The sequence below is a fragment of the Streptomyces physcomitrii genome (genome assembly GCF_012273655.1).
Lineage (GTDB): Bacteria > Actinomycetota > Actinomycetes > Streptomycetales > Streptomycetaceae > Streptomyces > Streptomyces physcomitrii.
The window spans coordinates 26,939-43,451 of sequence record NZ_JAAWWP010000017.1 but is presented as its reverse complement, the minus strand read 5'-3'; the positions used below and the strand labels follow the sequence as shown (position 1 = coordinate 43,451).

Genomic DNA, 16,513 nt, shown 5'->3' with positions numbered 1-16,513 from the left:
CATGAGCGACGCGCAGAAGCCGACGGGCAACGAGCAGAAGCTGCTGTCCTACCTCAAGCGGGTCACCAGCGACCTCGACGAGGCCAATAAGCGGCTGAAGGACGCCGAGGACCGCGAGCACGAGCCCATCGCCCTGGTCGGCATGGGCTGCCGCTTCCCCGGCGGCGTGCGCTCACCGGAGCAGCTGTGGCGGCTCCTCGCCGAGGGCACCGACGCCCTCGTCCCCTTCCCCGCCGACCGCGGCTGGGACCTGGCGGCCCTCTACGACGAGGACCCCGACCGGCCGGGCACCAGCTATGTGCGCGAGGGCGGATTCCTCGACGGGGCGGCCGAGTTCGACCCCGCCTTCTTCGGCATCAGCCCCCGCGAGGCGAAGGCGATGGACCCGCAGCAGCGGATCCTGCTCGAAGTCGCCTGGGCGGCCCTGGAAGGCGCCGGACTCGACCCGGCGGCCCTGCGCGACAGCCGCACCGGTGTCTTCATGGGCACCAACGGCCAGGACTACGGGGCCCTCTTCGGCGCCCTGGCCGCCGAGGACGGACTGGAGGGCTACCTCGGCACCGGCAACGCGGCGAGCGTCCTCTCCGGGCGCCTCTCCTACGTCCTCGGCCTCGGCGGCCCCGCCGTCACCGTGGACACCGCCTGCTCCTCCTCCTTGGTCTCGCTGCACCTGGCCGCCGAGTCCCTGCGCCGCTCCGAGTGCGGCCTCGCGCTCGCGGGCGGGGCCACCGTGATGGCGACCCCGCGCGTCTTCGTGGAGTTCTCCCGGCAGCGCGGTCTCGCCGCCGACGGCCGCTGCAAGGCCTTCGCGGCGGGCGCAGACGGTACCGGCTGGGGCGAGGGCGCGGGCGTCCTCGTCCTGGAGCGCCTGGCGGACGCGCGGCGCAACGGCCACCAGGTCCTGGCGGTGCTGCGCGGTTCGGCGGTGAACCAGGACGGCGCCTCCAACGGGCTGACCGCCCCCAACGGTCCCGCCCAGCAGCGCGTCATCCGCCAGGCCCTCGCCCAGGCCCGCCTCACCCCCGACCAGATCGACGCCGTCGAGGCACACGGCACCGGTACCATCCTCGGCGACCCCATCGAGGCGGAGGCCCTCCTCGACACCTACGGCAGGAACCGCCCCGCCGAACGCCCGCTCTGGCTCGGCTCGGTGAAGTCCAACCTGGGGCACACCCAGGCCGCCGCCGGGGTCGCGGGCGTCCTCAAGATGGTCCTCGCCCTGCGGCACGGCACCCTGCCCCGCACCCTCCACGTCGACAGCCCCACCCCGCACGTCGACTGGTCCACCGGCGGCGTCCGACTCCTCACCGAGCAGAGGGAATGGCCCGCCCTCGGCCGGCCCCGCCGCGCCGGCGTCTCCGCCTTCGGCGTCAGCGGCACCAACGCCCACGTCATCCTGGAAGAGGCCCCCGAAGGGCCCGCCGCGGACGAGAACCACGACCGGCCCCTGCCGCCCGCGCACACCTGGCTGCTCTCCGCCGCCACCCCCGAAGCCCTCCGCCGCCGCGCGGACCAACTGCGCGCCCACGCCGTCCGGCACCCCGGCCACACCCCCGCCGACCTCGCCCACTCCCTCGCCCGCGCCCCCCGCTTCCCGCACCGCGCCGCCGCCACCGGCACCACCCGCGAGGACCTGCTCACCGCCCTCGACGACCTCGCCGTACGAGAGGGCCGCAGCGAGCCGACGACCGCCTTTCTGTTCACGGGGCAGGGGGCGCAACGGGCGGGTATGGGGCGGGAGTTGTACGAGGCGTTTCCCGTCTTCGCGGAGGCTTTCGATGTGGTGTGTGCGGAACTCGACCGTCATGTGGGCCGGTCGCTGAAGGGCGTCGTCTTCGGCGGTGATGCGGAGGCTTTGGAGCAGACGGTGTGGGCGCAGCCTGCGTTGTTCGCTGTGGAAGTGGCGTTGTTCCGGTTGGTGGAGTCGTGGGGTGTGCGGCCGGACTTCCTTCTGGGGCATTCGATCGGGGAGATCGCCGCCGCGCATGTGGCAGGGGTGTTCTCGCTCGCGGATGCGGCTCAACTCGTGTCGGCCCGGGGCCGGTTGATGCAGGCGTTGCCTTCGGGTGGTGCGATGCTCGCGGTTTCCGTGGCGGCGGAGGAGGCTGCCCGTCTGTGTGCGGGGTACGTCGACCGCGTGGAAGTCGCCGCGGTCAATGGCCCGTTGGCGTGCGTACTGTCCGGTGACGCGGATGCGGTGGCGGAGATCGAGGAGGCCGCGCGTCAGGCCGGTCATCGCGTCAAGCGCCTCGCGGTGAGTCATGCGTTCCATTCCCCGCGTATGGACCCGATGCTCGTCGAATTCGCCACGGTCGTGGGCGGGTTGACGTTGTCGGAGCCCCGGATCCCGCTCGTCTCGAACGTGACCGGTGAGCTGGCGCAGCCCGCCGAGCTGACCTCTCCGGACTACTGGGTACGCCATGCCCGTCAGACCGTTCTCTTCCACGACGGCATACGTACCCTCGCCCGCGAAGGCGCCTTGGTCTTCCTGGAGTTGGGGCCCGAAGGGGTGCTGACCGCCGCCGCCCAGGAGTGCCTGGCGGAGTCCGCGTCCGGCGGTCACGGCTGCACCGCCCTGCTGCGCCGGGACCGAGGGGAGGCGCAGTCGGTGCTCGCGGCCGTGGGGGAGCTGTTCACCCACGGGATCGACGCCGACTGGGCCGGGGTCCTGCCGGGCCGCCGGGTGGAGTTGCCGACGTATCCCTTCGCACGGGAGCGGTACTGGCCCGAGCCGGAGCGCGTGGGCGATGTCGCCGCGGCGGGGCTGCGGGGTGCCGCGCATCCGCTGCTCGGCGCGACCGTGACCCTGGCCGAGGACGAGCAGGTGCTCTTCACCGGCCGTCTCGCGCTGCGTACCCACCCCTGGCTGGCCGACCACGCCGTCGAGGGCACCGTCTTCGTTCCCGGAACCGCCTTGGTGGAGCTGGCGGTTCGGGCCGGTGACGAGGTGGGGCTCGGGCGGCTCGACGAGCTGACCATCGAGGCGCCGCTGATACTGCCCGAGCAGGCCCCCGTACAGCTCCAGATCCGGCTGGGGGCGCCCGAGCCGGACGGCGGCCGTACTCTCGCCCTCCACTCCCGGCAGGACGGGGACCCCTGGATCCGGCACGCCACCGGCCGGCTCGGCGCCGCTGCCGCCCCGCAGCTCCCCTCGCTCACCTGGCCGCCCGCCGATGCCGAACAGGTCCTGGTGGAGGGGCTGTACGCGCATCTCGCGGAGTCGGGCTTCGGCTACGGACCCGCCTTCCAGGGGCTGCGCGCGGTCTGGCGCCAGGGCCAAGAGGTGTACGCGGAGGTCGAGTTGCCCGAGGAGGCGGGCGCGGCGCACCGGTTCGGGCTGCACCCGGCGCTGTTCGACGCGGCCCTGCACGCGGTCGGCCTGGGCGAGTTCGTCACCGGCAACCGGCCGAGCCTGCCCTTCTCCTGGACGGGCGTCACCCTGCACGCGGCGGGCGCCGAGGCCCTGCGGGTGCGGATCTCCCCGGCGGGCCGGGACACCGTCGCCCTGGTGGCCGTGGACCCCGGCGGCGCGCCCGTGGTCAGCGTCGAGCAGCTGGCGCTGCGGCCGGTTGAGGGAGCCGCCGCCCGGCGCCCCGATTCCCTCTTCGAGGTCGACTGGACCGAGCTTCCCGTGCCGGAGGCGACGCCCGACTCCGCGTCCGTGTGGGTGAGTTCGGCCGAGGAGCTGGCCGCGCTGGAGACGGTGCCCGCCAGGGTCCTGGTCTCCTGCACCGGTTCGGGGCACTCCCCGGCGGGGCCGGTCCCCGCGGCGCACGGCCTCGCGCATCGCGCCCTCGGGCTTGTGCAGGCCTGGCTCGCCGAAGAGCGGTACGCCGCCGCCCAGTTGGTGTTCGTCACCCGGGGCGCGCTGGCCGCCGTACCGGGCGAGGAGGTGCCCGACCCGGCGGCGGCGACCGTCTGGGGACTGCTGCGGTCCGCGCAGGCGGAGAACCCGGGAGCCTTCCGGCTGGTGGACGCGGAGGACGTGGGGCCCGGCGCCGGATCGCCGACCCAGGCGGCGCCCGACGCCGGACCGTCGACGCCCACCCGCCTCGATGCCCAACTGCCCCCGCAGGCCGACCTCGACGCCGCCCTCACCCTCGACGAGCCCCAACTCGCCCTGCGCGGCGGCCGGGTGCTGGCCCCCCGGCTCGCCCGTGCCACCGCCGGGCCCGAGCAGGCCGCCTCCCTCGACCCGGAGGGCACGGTCCTCATCACCGGCGGCACCGGCGGTCTCGGTGCCCTGCTCGCCCGCCATCTGGTGCGCGCGCACGGCGTACGGCACGTGCTGCTGGTCGGCAGGCGCGGCGCCGGAGCCGAGGGGGCCCGTGAACTCGTCGCGGAGCTGGCCGAGTCGGGCGGTGAGGCGCGGCTCGCGGCCTGTGATGTCGGCGACCGGGCGGCCCTCGCCGCGCTGCTCGCGGGCATCCCCGCCGCGCATCCGCTGACCGCCGTGGTGCACGCGGCGGGCGTACTGGACGACGGGGTGATCGGCTCGCTCACCCCTGACCGCCTGGACACCGTGCTGAGGCCCAAGGCGGACGCGGCCTGGCATCTGCACGAACTCACCGCGGACCGGGACCTCGCCGCCTTCGTGCTCTTCTCCTCCGCCTCCGGTGTCTTCGGGGCGCCGGGGCAGGGCAGTTACGCGGCGGGCAATGTCTTCCTGGACGCGCTGGCCCAGCACCGGGCGGCCCGCGGACTGCCCGCGACCTCGCTGGCCTGGGGCCTGTGGGCCGAGGGCGGCGGCATGGGCGGGCGGCTCGCGGAGGGCGACCGGGGCAGGATCACCGGCTCCGGGCTCGCCGCGCTCACCGCCCCGCAGGGCCTCGCCCTCTTCGACCGGGCGCTCGGCCACCCCGCGCCGCTGCTCGTGCCCACCCCGCTGGATCTGCGGCCCTCCGGCGCCGAAGTACCGCCGCTGCTGCGGGGGTTGATCCGTACCGCCACCCGCCGCCCGGCCGCGGGCTCCGGCGGCACGGAACCCGGCGGCACCTGGACCGCCGAGGGCGTGGCGGAGCTGGTACGGCGGCAGGTGGCCGCGGTGCTCGGCCACTCCGGCACCGCCGCGGTCGCCCTCGACCGCGCCTTCACCGAGCAGGGCTTCGACTCGCTGACCGCCGTCGAACTGCGCAACCGCCTCACCGCCGAGACCGGCACCCGCCTCACGGCCACCCTGGTCTTCGACCACCCCACCCCCGCGGCCCTCATCGCCCACCTGCGCGCCCGGCTCGTGGCGGGACCCGAAGCCGCGCCGGCGCCGTCCCCGCGGGCGCCCTCCCGGACCCGTACCGAGGACGACCCGATCGTGGTCATCGGGATGGCCTGCCGCTACCCGGGCGGGGTCCGCTCCCCGGAGGACCTCTGGGAGCTGGTCGCGGCCGGACGGGAGGGCATCGCCGGGTTCCCCGAGGACCGCGGCTGGGACCTCGACGCCCTCTTCGGCGAGCCCGGGGAGGCGGGACGCTCGGCGGTCCGGGAGGGCGGATTCCTCTACGGGGCCGCCGAGTTCGACGCGGGCTTCTTCGGGATCTCCCCGCACGAGGCGCTGGCGATGGACCCGCAGCAGCGGCTGCTCCTGGAGACCGCCTGGGAGGCCTTCGAACGCGCGGGCATCGACCCGGCCTCGGTGCGCGGCAGCAGCACCGGCGTCTTCGCGGGCGTGATGTACCACGACTACGCGAGCGGGCTCGGCGAGGTCCCCGAGGGCGTCGACGGCCATCTCAGCACCGGCAACGCGGGCAGCGTGCTCTCCGGGCGGATCTCCTACGCCCTCGGTCTCGAAGGTCCCGCGCTCACCGTCGACACGGCCTGCTCCTCCTCCCTGGTCACCCTGCACCTGGCGGCCCAGGCGCTGCGGCAGGGCGAGTGCGGACTCGCGCTCGCGGGCGGGGCCACCGTGATGGCGACGCCGACGACCTTCGTCGAGTTCTCCCTCCAGGGCGGACTCGCCGCCGACGGGCGCTGCAAGTCCTTCGCCGCCGGGGCGGACGGCACCGGCTGGGGCGAGGGCGCGGGCCTGCTCCTCCTGGAGCGCCTCTCCGACGCGCGGCGCAACGGCCACCGGGCCCTCGCCGTGGTGCGCGGCTCGGCCGTCAACCAGGACGGCGCGAGCAACGGCCTCACCGCGCCCAACGGCCCCTCGCAGGAGCGGGTGATCCGCCAGGCCCTCGCCAACTCCGGCCTGCGGGAAGGGGACATCGACGCGGTGGAGGCGCACGGCACCGGCACCCGGCTCGGCGACCCGATCGAGGCGGGCGCCCTGCTGGCGACCTACGGGCAGGGGCGCGAGGAGGGCCGCCCGCTGTGGCTCGGCTCGCTGAAGTCGAACCTCGGGCACACCCAGGCCGCCGCCGGGGTCGGCGGGGTCATCAAGATGGTGATGGCCCTGCGGGAGGGCGTGCTGCCGCGCACCCTGCACGCCGAGGAGCCGAGCCCGCACATCGACTGGGACTCCGGCGCCGTCAGCCTGCTCACCGAGCGCCGCGACTGGCCCGCCACCGGCCGCCCCCGCCGCGCCGCCGTCTCCTCCTTCGGGATCAGCGGAACCAACGCCCACGTCATCCTGGAACAGGCACCCGCAGCCCAGGCCCCGGCCCCCCGGGAGCCGGTGCTCCCCGGCCCCGCCGTGCCCTGGCTGCTCTCCGCCAAGTCACCGGCGGCCCTGCGCGCCCAGGCCCGCGCCCTGGCCGCGTACGCCGCACAGCGGCCCGCGCTCGACCCGGCCGACCTCGGCCTCTCCCTCGCCACCACCCGGGGCGCCTTCGAGTACCGGGCCGCGGTGGTCGCCGAGGACCGGGCGCGCCTGCTCGCCGGGCTCGCCTCGCTCGCGGAGCGGGAACCCGCCGACCACCTCCACGAGGGCCGGGTCCGCCAAAGCGCCGCCCCCGTCTTCGTCTTCCCGGGGCAGGGCGCGCAGTGGCAGGGCATGGCCCTCGAACTCCTCGACGGGGCACCGGTGTTCGCCGCGCGCCTCGAAGAGTGCGCGCGGGCCCTCGCGCCCCATACGGACTGGTCGCTCACCGAGGTCCTGCGGGGCGCCGAGGGCGCGCCCGGGCTCGACCGGGTGGACGTGGTGCAGCCGGTGCTGTGGGCGGTGATGGTCTCGCTCGCCGAGCTGTGGCGCTCCTGCGGGGTGCGCCCCGCCGCGGTCGCCGGGCACTCGCAGGGCGAGATCGCGGCGGCCTGTGTCGCGGGCGCGCTGAGCCTGGACGACGGGGCGCGGGTGGTCGCGCTGCGCAGCGCCGCCCTGCGCTCCCTCGCCGGACGCGGCGGCATGGCCGTACTGCCGCTGCCGCTCGCCGAGGCCCGCGCGGCGCTGCCCGAGGGCGTCTCGGTGGCCGCGGTGAACGGCCCGCGCTCGGTGGTGGTCTCCGGCGGCACCAGCGCCTTGACGGAGGTGCTCGACCGGGTGCCCGGCGCCCGGCGGGTTTCCGTGGACTACGCCTCGCACTCCGCCCAGGTGGAGGAGCTGGAAGCGGAGTTGGCCCGCGCGCTGGCCCCGGTGCGCCCCAGGCCCGCCGAGGTGCCCTTCCTGTCCTCGGTGACCGGCCGGTGGCTGGACGGCACCGAACTCGACGGCGGCTACTGGTACCGCAACCTCCGCGAGACCGTCCGCTTCGACGAGGTGACCCGGATCCTCGGCGAATCCGGGGGCCATGTCCTGATCGAGGTCAGCCCGCACCCCGTCCTCGTCCCGGGACTCGACCACCCGGGCCTCGGCACCCTGCGCCGCGACGAGGGCGGCACCGGCCGCTTCCGGGCCGCGCTCGCGGAGGCCTTCACCCAGGGTGTCGAGGCCGACTGGGCCGCCGTCCTCGCCGGGGCCCGCCGGGTCGACCTGCCCACCTACGCCTTCCAGCGCGAGCGGTACTGGCTGCGTTCCACCGCCCGCACCGGCGAGATGGAGTCCGCCGGGGTGGAGTCCCTGGCCCACCCGCTGCTCGGCGCCCACCTCGCCCTCGCCGAGAAGGACACGGTGGTCCTCACCGGCCGCCTCTCCGCCCGCGAGGACCGCTGGCTCGCCGACCACGCGGTACGCGGCACCGCCCTGCTGCCCGGCACGGCCTTCGCCGAACTCGCCCTGCAGGCGGCGGCCCGGGTCGGCGCCGCCGAGATCGCCGAACTCACCCTGGAGACACCGCTGTTGCTGCCGGAACAGGGCGCAGTCGACCTCCAGGTGACGGTCGAGGCAGCCGACGCCGGGGGCCGCAGACAGCTCGCCGTCCATGCCCGCCGCACCGGCGAGCCCTGGACCCGGCACGCCTCCGGCACCCTCGCCCCCGCCGCCACGGCCGAGGCCCCCGCCGTGGACACCGTGTGGCCGCCGCGGGGAGCCGAGCCCGTCCCGCTCGACGGCTTCTACCCGGCGCTGGCCGAGGCCGGTCTGGAGTACGGGCCCGCCTTCCGCGGACTGCGCGCCGCCTGGCGGCACGGCGCGGACCTCTACGCCGAGGTCGGGGCCCCGCAGGACGCCGACCCCGCACGCTTCGCGCTGCACCCGGCGCTGCTCGACGCCGCCCTGCACGCCGCGGGCCTCGGCGGCTTCGGGGACGGGGTCCGGCTGCCGTTCTCCTGGACCGGGGTACGGCTCCACCGCCCCGGCGCCGAGGCACTGCGGGTGCGCCTGTCCCCGGCCGGCGCGGACGCGCTCGCGCTGACCGTCCTGGACGGCTCGGGGAACCTGGTGGCCACCGTCGGCTCGCTCCTCCTCCGCCCGCTCGCCGCGGGCCGACTCGGCGTCCAGGACGCCCTGTTCCAGGTCGACTGGCGGCGGCTGCCCGTACCGGAGGCGGGCCCGTACCCGCAGGCCGCGCGCACCGTCGAGGTGGACACCGGCGCCGGGCTGCGCCCCACCCTGCACGCCGCGCTCGGCGCCGTACAGGAGTTCCTGCGCGCGCCCGCCGCGGGTCCGCTGGTCTTCGTGACCCGGCGGGCGATGGACGTCCCCGGGCAGGCGCCGGAGGCGGGGACCGACCCGGTGGCCGCGGCCGTCTGGGGGCTGCTGCGTTCGGCGCAGTCCGAGCACCCGGGGCTCTTCCGGCTGCTCGACACCGACGGCACCGAGCCGCCCGCCCTCCTCGCCGCCGCCGTCCGTGGCCTCGACGAACCGGGCCTCGCGCTGCGCGGGGGAGCGGCCCACGCACCGCGCCTGACCCGCGCCGCGCTCCCGGCCGCCGATGCCGAAGCCCCGTGGCCCGGCGGGGAGTTCGGCCCCGAAGGCACGGTGCTGCTCACCGGCGGCCTGGGTGTGCTCGGCCGCGCCGTGGCCCGGCACCTGGTCACCGCGCACGGCGTACGCCATCTGCTGCTCGTCAGCCGCAGCGGCGGCGGCGCGGGCGCGGCGGACGAGGTACGGGCCGAACTCGCCGCCGCGGGCGCGGAGTCGGTGCGCCTGGCCGCCTGCGATGTCGCCGACCGCGAGGCTCTCGCCGCCCTGCTCGCGACGATTCCCGCCGAGGCTCCGCTGCGGGGCGTCGTGCACGCCGCGGGCGTACTCGACGACGGTGTGGTGCAGTCGCTGACCCCCGAGCGGCTGGACACCGTCCTCGCCCCGAAGGCCGAAGGGGCGTGGAATCTCCATGAGTTGACCGCCGGGCTCGACCTCACCGCCTTCGTGCTCTTCTCCTCCGCCTCCGGCCTGCTCGGCGCGCCGGGACAGGCGAGCTACGCCGCCGCCAACGCCCACCTCGACGCCCTGGCGGCCCTGCGCCGCGCCCAAGGGCTGCCCGGACTCTCCCTCGCCTGGGGACTGTGGGCCGAACGCGGCGCGATGACAGCGGGGTTGGACGCGGCGGAGCCGGCACGGGGCGGCGGGGTGCGGGCCCTGAGCACCGAGGAGGGGCTCGCCCTCTTCGACGCCGCCCGAGCCCAGCGGGACCCGCTGCGGGTGCCGCTGCGCCTGGACACCGCGGCGCTGCGGGCCCGCGCCGCCGAGGAGGGCATCCCGCATCTGCTGCGCGAGCTGGTCTCCGCCCCTGCCGTGAGGCCCGGGGCGGACGCCGCCGCGGCGGCGGACCTCTCGGACCCGCTGGCCGTGGTGCGCGCCCAGACCGCCGCCGTGCTCGGCCACGCCTCGGCCGAGGAGGTCGAAGCGGACCGCAAATTCCTGGAGTTGGGCTTCGACTCGCTGACCTCGGTACGGCTGCGCAACCGCCTCAACACGGCGACCGGCCTCAGCCTCACCGCCACCGCGATCTTCGACCACCCGACCCCGGCCCAGCTCGCCGCCCACCTCGCCACCCTGCTCGGCGCATCCCCCGGGGCGCCTCGGCACCCGGCCGAGAGCGGCGGACCCGTCGCCGCCCTCTACCGGGCCGCCTGCGCCGAGGGCAAGATCGAGGCGGCCACCGACCTCCTGGTGGCCGCCGCCCGGCTGCGGCCCGCCTTCACCTGGCGGCCCGGGGACACCGATCAGGCCCCGCTCGAAGCGGTCCGCCTCGCCGAGAGCCGGAGCCAGGAACATGACCAGAGCCAGGGCCAGAGCCGGAGCGGGGACCAAGGCGCGGGCGGACTCCCGCTGTTCGCGCTGCCCTCGCTGACCGCCCTGTCCAGCCCGCACCAGTACGCCCGGTTCGGGGCCGCCCTGCGCGAGCGCCGCGCCCTGTCCGTACTGCCGCTGCCCGGCTATGTGGACGGCGAGGCGCTGCCCGCCGACCTCGGCTCGCTCGTCGGGCGGGTGGCCGAGGCGCTCGGGCAGCACACCGGGGGCGCCCCCTTCGCGCTCGCCGGATACTCCTCCGGCGGCTGGCTGGCCCACGCGGTCGCCGCCCGCCTCGAAGAACTCGGCGCCCCCGTACGGGCGTTGGTGCTGCTCGACACCTTCCTGCCGGGCGATGCCGCCGACCCGGCCTTCCGCGGCGAGATGGTCAGCGCCATGTTCGCGCGAGAGGAGGACTTCGGCTGGGCCACCGACGCCCGGCTCACCGCGATGGGCGGCTACTTCGGGCTCTTCCACCGCTGGGAGCCCGCACCGCTGGCCACCCCGGTCCTCCTCGTACGGGCCGAGCGCTCCCTCACCGGGGACCACCGGCCGCGCTGGCCGGCGCCGCACACCCCGGTGGACGTCCCCGGCGACCACTTCACCATGCTGGAGCAGGAGGCGGCCGCCGCCGCGGGCGCCGTCGACGCCTGGCTGCGCACCGCAGCGGGGGCGCAGCGCATCGAGGGGGAGAGGACCCGGCCGTGACCGGACGACACCGTGAGACGAGGAACGGCCGGGCGCCGGGACCCGGCCGGGCGCCGCGCCTCGGGCCCGAGGTACGGCGGGCCGCGACCGTGGTGATCCTCGGGGCGACCCTGTCCTTCCTCGACACCACCATCGTCAACGTCGCCCTGAAGGCCCTCGCCTCGGACTTCGGGACCTCCCTGGACACCATCCAGTGGATCGCCACCGCCTACCTCCTCGCGGTCGCCGCCGCCCTCCCCGCCTCCGGCTGGGCGGCGCGGCGCTTCGGCGCCCGGCGCGCGTACACCACCGCGGTCGTCCTGTTCACCCTCGCCTCGCTGCTGTGCGCGCTGGCGCAGAACGAGGGCCAGCTCATCGCCTTCCGGGCCCTGCAGGGCCTCGGCGGCGGGCTGATCATGCCGGTCGGGCAGATCATCCTCGCCCGGGCGGCCGGACCGGCGAACCTGCCCCGGGTGATGGCGGTGGTCGGGGTGCCCCTGGTGCTCGCCCCGGTCTTCGGCCCCTTCGCCGGCGGGCTGCTGCTGCACTTCGCGGACTGGCGGTGGATCTTCCTGGTCAACCTGCCGGTCGGCGCGTTCGCCGTGCTGTGCGCGCTGCGGCTGCTGGCACCCGACCGGCCCCAGGAGGCCGCCCCGCTCGACGTCCTCGGCCTCGCGGCGGTCTCGCTCGGCATGGCGGGCCTCACCTACGGATTCGGCGAGGCCGGCCGGGACGCCTCGGCGGGCACCTTCTTCGCCCTCGGCGCCGGAGCGCTGCTGCTCCTCCTCTTCGTCGTCCGCACCCTGCGTATCCCGCACCCCCTCTTCGACATCCGCCTCTACCGCGACCCCGTCTTCCGCGCCGCCTCCCTCACCACGGTCTTCCTCGCGATGGGCATGTACGCGGGGATGGTCCTCATGCCGCTGTACTTCCAGAGCGTGCGCGGCGAGGACCCGGTGGCCACCGGCGTCCTCCTGGTGCCCTCCAGCATCGGCGCCGCCGCGGCCACCTGGCTCTCGGGCCGGGTGGTGGAGCGCCTCGGCGGCGGGCGCACCGCACTCGTCGGGGCGGCGCTGAGCCTGGCCGCCGCCGTGCCCTTCGTCCTGATCACCGCGGACACCCCCTACGCGGTGGTCGCCGCCGCCATGGGGGTCTCCGGTTTCGGCGCCGGGCTCTCCGTGATGCCCGCGATGACCTCCGCCTTCCGCGCCCTCGACCCGCAGAAGATCAGCGACGCCTCCCCGCAGCTCAACATGGCGCAGCGGCTGGGCGGTTCGCTCGCCACGGCCGTCTTCGTCGCGGTCCTGCAGAACGGCCTCGACGAGGCGGACGCCACCGCCGAGCAGCGGATGGCGGCGTTCACCGCGACCTTCCGGTGGTCGCTCGGCGCCGCCGCGCTCGCCGCCCTCACCGCGCTCCTGCTCGCCCGGGCCCAGCGCCGCGCCCGGCACCGGGGCCGGACCTCCCGCCGCCGGGCCGCCGGGCGCGCTCCGGCCTGAGCGGGCCCCGACTCCCCTTCCCCCGGGGCGGACAGCACGCGGCCCGGCACCGGCTGACGACCGGCACCGGGCCAACTGCCCTGTCCGTACGGGAGGTTGGCTGCCCGTCCGGTAGCGGTGCTCAGTGCCGCGCGTGCAAGGACTCGGTGTGCGCGCGTACCTGATCCGGCGTCAGATAGGTGTCCGTGTACTCGAAGTCCCGCAGCCGGGCCGGGCGGCGGGACTGGAATCCGGTACGGACGTAGTCGTCCCCGGCCGTGGCGTTCAGCAGCCAGTTGGTGAGGGTGCGCACCTTGGCGACATTGGTGCGCAGCGCCATCAGGTGGTAGCCGCGCGCCACCGCCTGCGCGGGCACCCCGGTGAGCTGCACCCCGAGCGGCTTGGACACCGCGTCCCGGCCGCCGAGGTCGACGACCAGGCCGAGATCCTTGTGCACATACGGCTCCAGCGGCTTGCCGCGCAGGCTCGCCAGGACGTTGTCGGCGACCGCCTTGCCCTGGCGCTGGGCGTGCTGCGCGGTCGGCGGGCACACCGCCCCGTCGCCCTTGGCGAGGTCGGGCACGGCCGCCGCGTCGCCGAGCGCGAACACCCCGTCGAAGCGCGGCACCGTCATCCGGTCGGTGACCACCAGCCTGCCCTTGACGGTCTCCGCGCCGAGCGTGCCGATCAGCGGGCTCGCGGCGACCCCCGCGGTCCACACCAGGGTCCGGCAGGGCAGCACCCGGCCGTCGGTGAGCGTGACCTGCTCCGCCTCCACCTTGGCCACCGAGACCCCGAGGGAGACCTCGATGCCGCGCCGCTGCAGGACGTGCATGGCGTCCGTGCCGAGCCGGTCGCCGAGTTCGGGCATCAGCTTCGGCGCGATGTCGACGATGTGCCACTTGATGTCCCGCGGGTCGAGCCGCGGATAGCGCTCGGCCGCCGCCGCGGTGATCCGCTGCAGGCAGGCCGCGGTCTCGGTGCCCGCGTAACCGCCGCCCACCACCACGAACTGGAGCCGGGAGCGCCGCTCCCGCTCGTCCGTCGTCGCGGCGGCGAGATCGAGCTGGCTGATGACGTGGTCGCGCAGATAGGCCGCCTCGGCGAGGGTCTTCATCCCCTGGGCGTGCTCGGTCAGACCGGGGATGTCGAAGGTGCGGGTGACGCTGCCGGGGGCGAGCACCAGATGGTCGTAGGGCTCGTTGACGAGTTCGTCGGTGATCTTGCGCAGGACGGCGACCTTGGCCACCGGGTCCACCCCGACGCAGCCGCCGGGGATGATCCGGGTGCCCCGCAGCCCGCGCCGCAGGGAGACCGCGACCGACTGCGGAGTCAGCACACCGGAGGCCACCTGGGGCAGGAGTGGCAGATACAGCTGGTAGCCGAAGGGCGTCGCCAGGGTGACCTGCGCCTCTCCCGGGCCGAGTTTGCGTTCCAGCCGACGGGCGCACTCCACTCCGGCGAAGCCGCCGCCGACGATGAGGATCCTGGGTCGTGTCATGGTCCTTCTCCTGCTCGCTCCCCGCCCGGTTCAGTCCACCGGTCCGGCAGGTGGGACAGTTCGGGGGAAACGGCCTACGCCGCCCGGGCGCCGGGCGCTTCGCGGCTTGCGGAACCGGCGACTCGGCGGGCGGGATGGGCGACCCGTGCGCGCACCGGCTCCCTTGGCAGGTGAGTGCGGAGGTGAATGCGAATTCACCAGGTAAGGTGAATACGAATTCACCTCCCTGATCCGCCGCCCCCGAACCGCCGTGCCGCTGGAGACGCCCATGGAGCCCGCGATATCCGACGCCGGGCCGCCGACCGGTCTGCGCCGAAAGCTCACCGTGCCGGTGCTCGCCTTCGGCGGCATCCTGATGGCCGTCATGCAGACCGTGGTCGTCCCGCTGCTGCCCGATCTGCCCCGGCTGACCGGCGCCTCCCCGGCCGCCGTCTCCTGGACGGTCACCGCCACCCTGCTCGCCGGCGCCGTGCTCACCCCCGTCCTCGGCCGCGCGGGCGACATGTACGGCAAGCGGCGGGTGCTGCTCGCCGCGCTCGCCCTGATGACCGCGGGCTCCGTGGTCTGCGCCCTCACCAGCGAAATCCGGCTGCTCATCGCCGCCCGCGCGCTCCAGGGCGCCGCGGCCGCCGTCGTCCCGCTGTCGATCAGCATCCTGCGCGACGAACTGCCCCCGCACCGCACCGGTTCCGCCGTCGCCCTGATGAGCTCCACGGTCGGCATCGGCGCCGCCCTCGGACTGCCGCTGACCGCGCTGATCGTCCAGTACGCCGACTGGCACGTGATGTTCTGGGTGACCAGCGGGCTCGGTGCGAGCGGCCTCGCCGCCGCCTGGTGGGCGGTGCGCGAATCCCCGGTCCGCACCCCGGGCCGCTTCGACACCCTCGGCGCCCTCGGCCTCGCCACCGCCCTGGTCTGCCTGCTGCTCGCCGTCTCCCAGGGCGGCCAGTGGGGCTGGACCAGCGCCACCGTCCTCGGCCTCTTCGCCGCGAGCCTGCTCACCGGCGCCCTGTGGTGGCGCCAGCAACTGCGCGCCCCGCGCCCGCTGGTGGACCTCCGCCTCGCCGTCCGGCCCCGGGTCGCGCTGCCGCATCTGACCGCCCTGCTCGCCGGGTTCGCCTTCTACGCCAACTCCCTGGTCACCGCCCAGCTCGTCCAGGCGCCCACCGAGACCGGCTACGGACTCGGCCTCTCCATCGTCGCCAGCGGCCTGTGCCTGCTGCCCAACGGCCTGATCATGCTGCTCTTCTCGCCGCTCTCGGCCCGTATCTCCGCCTCCCGCGGCCCGCGTATCACCCTCGCGCTGGGCGCCGTGGTGATCGCCCTCGGCTACGTGGTCCGCATCGCCGACAGCCACGCCCTGTGGGTGATCGTCCTCGGCGGCGCCGTCGTCTCCACCGGCACCACCCTCGCGTACTCCGCGCTGCCGACCCTGATCCTGCGGGCCGTCCCCGTCGAGCAGACCGCCTCCTCCAACGGCGTCAACGTCCTCATGCGCACCATCGGGCAGGCCCTGTGCTCGGCCGCCGTCGCCGCGATCCTCGTCCACCACACGAGCACGGTCGGCGGCGCGCCCGTACCGACCCTGCACGGCTATCTGATGGCCTTCGCCCTCGCCGGTACCGTCGCCCTGGTCGCCTGCGCCGCCGCGCTCGCGATACCCGCCGAACCGCGGGCGGACCACCCGGGGCCGGGCAGCGGCCTGAGCACCCCGAAGCAGGCTCTCGAAGGGGCGTGAACGCCATGACCACTCCGGCGACCGGGCAGCGGCAGGCGGACGGCGGCGCCCCCGCGCGGCGGGACGCCGAGGAGACCCGGCGGGCCATCCTGCGCGCCGCCCGCCACCTCCTCGCCCGGCAGCCGCACGCCGACATCACCCTCAAGGCGATCGCCGCCCGCGCCGGGGTCAGCCCGCCCCTCGTGCTCAAGTACTTCGGCAACAAGGACGCCCTGCTCGCCCGCGTGATGTCCTTCGAGGAGGACGCCGCCGCCCTCCTCGACGCGCCCCTGGACTCCCTCGGCCGCCATATGGTCGAGCACCTGCTCCGCAGCCAGCTCGAACAGGGCGCCGACCCCATCCTGCGGATCGTCTTCGCCCCCATGCACCGCGAGGACGGCGAGATCCTGCGCGCCAACTTCCGCACCCAGGTGGCCGAACGCCTCACCGCCCGGCTCGAAGGACCCGACGCGGGGCTGCGCGCGGAACTCGCCGTCGCGATGCTGCTCGGCCTCGGCGTGATGTTCGGCATCGCCCGCGGCCCCCGGCTACGGGCCGAACCGGTGCCCCGCCTGATCGACCGGTACGCGCCCGGGGTGCAGGCCCACCTGACGCCCTGACGCCCTGACGCCCTGACGTCACGGGCGCCC

The 16,513-nt window shown here is 75.6% G+C and carries 5 protein-coding genes; 4 read left to right on the top strand and 1 reads right to left on the bottom strand.

The genetic code is table 11. The features are described from left to right. Position 1: 1 nt before the first annotated feature. Together HFV08_RS23960 and HFV08_RS23955 are read left to right on the top strand one after the other, a co-directional pair. Positions 2–11,188, top strand: coding sequence for an SDR family NAD(P)-dependent oxidoreductase (locus HFV08_RS23960; RefSeq protein ID WP_168542335.1), 11,187 nt, complete (start codon positions 2–4; stop codon positions 11,186–11,188). Next, positions 11,185–12,666: a DHA2 family efflux MFS transporter permease subunit gene (locus HFV08_RS23955; RefSeq protein ID WP_168542333.1), complete on the top strand. Its 1,482-nt coding sequence runs from the start codon at positions 11,185–11,187 to the stop codon at positions 12,664–12,666. Before HFV08_RS23960 ends, HFV08_RS23955 begins: the two co-directional genes overlap by 4 nt. A 121-nt stretch (positions 12,667–12,787) precedes the next feature. Here the strand turns inward: HFV08_RS23955 and HFV08_RS23950 are convergent, their stop codons facing one another. Further along, on the bottom strand, positions 12,788–14,146 hold the full coding sequence (locus HFV08_RS23950; RefSeq protein WP_168542331.1) for an NAD(P)/FAD-dependent oxidoreductase: 1,359 nt from the start codon (positions 14,144–14,146) through the stop codon (positions 12,788–12,790). Positions 14,147–14,414: 268 nt separating this feature from the next. Here HFV08_RS23950 and HFV08_RS23945 point away from each other — a divergent pair, with 268 nt between their 5' ends. Then, the gene (locus HFV08_RS23945) at positions 14,415–15,884 is read left to right on the top strand and encodes an MFS transporter (RefSeq protein ID WP_168542329.1); all 1,470 of its coding nucleotides are present in this window, start codon (positions 14,415–14,417) and stop codon (positions 15,882–15,884) included. Positions 15,885–15,889: 5 nt separating this feature from the next. Further along, a complete protein-coding gene (locus tag HFV08_RS23940) occupies positions 15,890–16,483 on the top strand; it encodes a TetR/AcrR family transcriptional regulator (protein WP_168542327.1) in 594 nt (197 codons plus the stop codon). Positions 16,484–16,513: the final 30 nt, after the last annotated feature.

Excerpts from the sequence above, each read along its gene's own strand:
- HFV08_RS23960 (WP_168542335.1), top strand. The coding sequence starts at position 2 with ATGAGCGACGCGCAGAAGCCGACGGGCAACGAGCAGAAGCTGCTGTCC.
- HFV08_RS23950 (WP_168542331.1), bottom strand. The coding sequence starts at position 14,146 with ATGACACGACCCAGGATCCTCATCGTCGGCGGCGGCTTCGCCGGAGTG.
- HFV08_RS23945 (WP_168542329.1), top strand. The coding sequence starts at position 14,415 with ATGGAGCCCGCGATATCCGACGCCGGGCCGCCGACCGGTCTGCGCCGA.
- HFV08_RS23940 (WP_168542327.1), top strand. The coding sequence starts at position 15,890 with ATGACCACTCCGGCGACCGGGCAGCGGCAGGCGGACGGCGGCGCCCCC.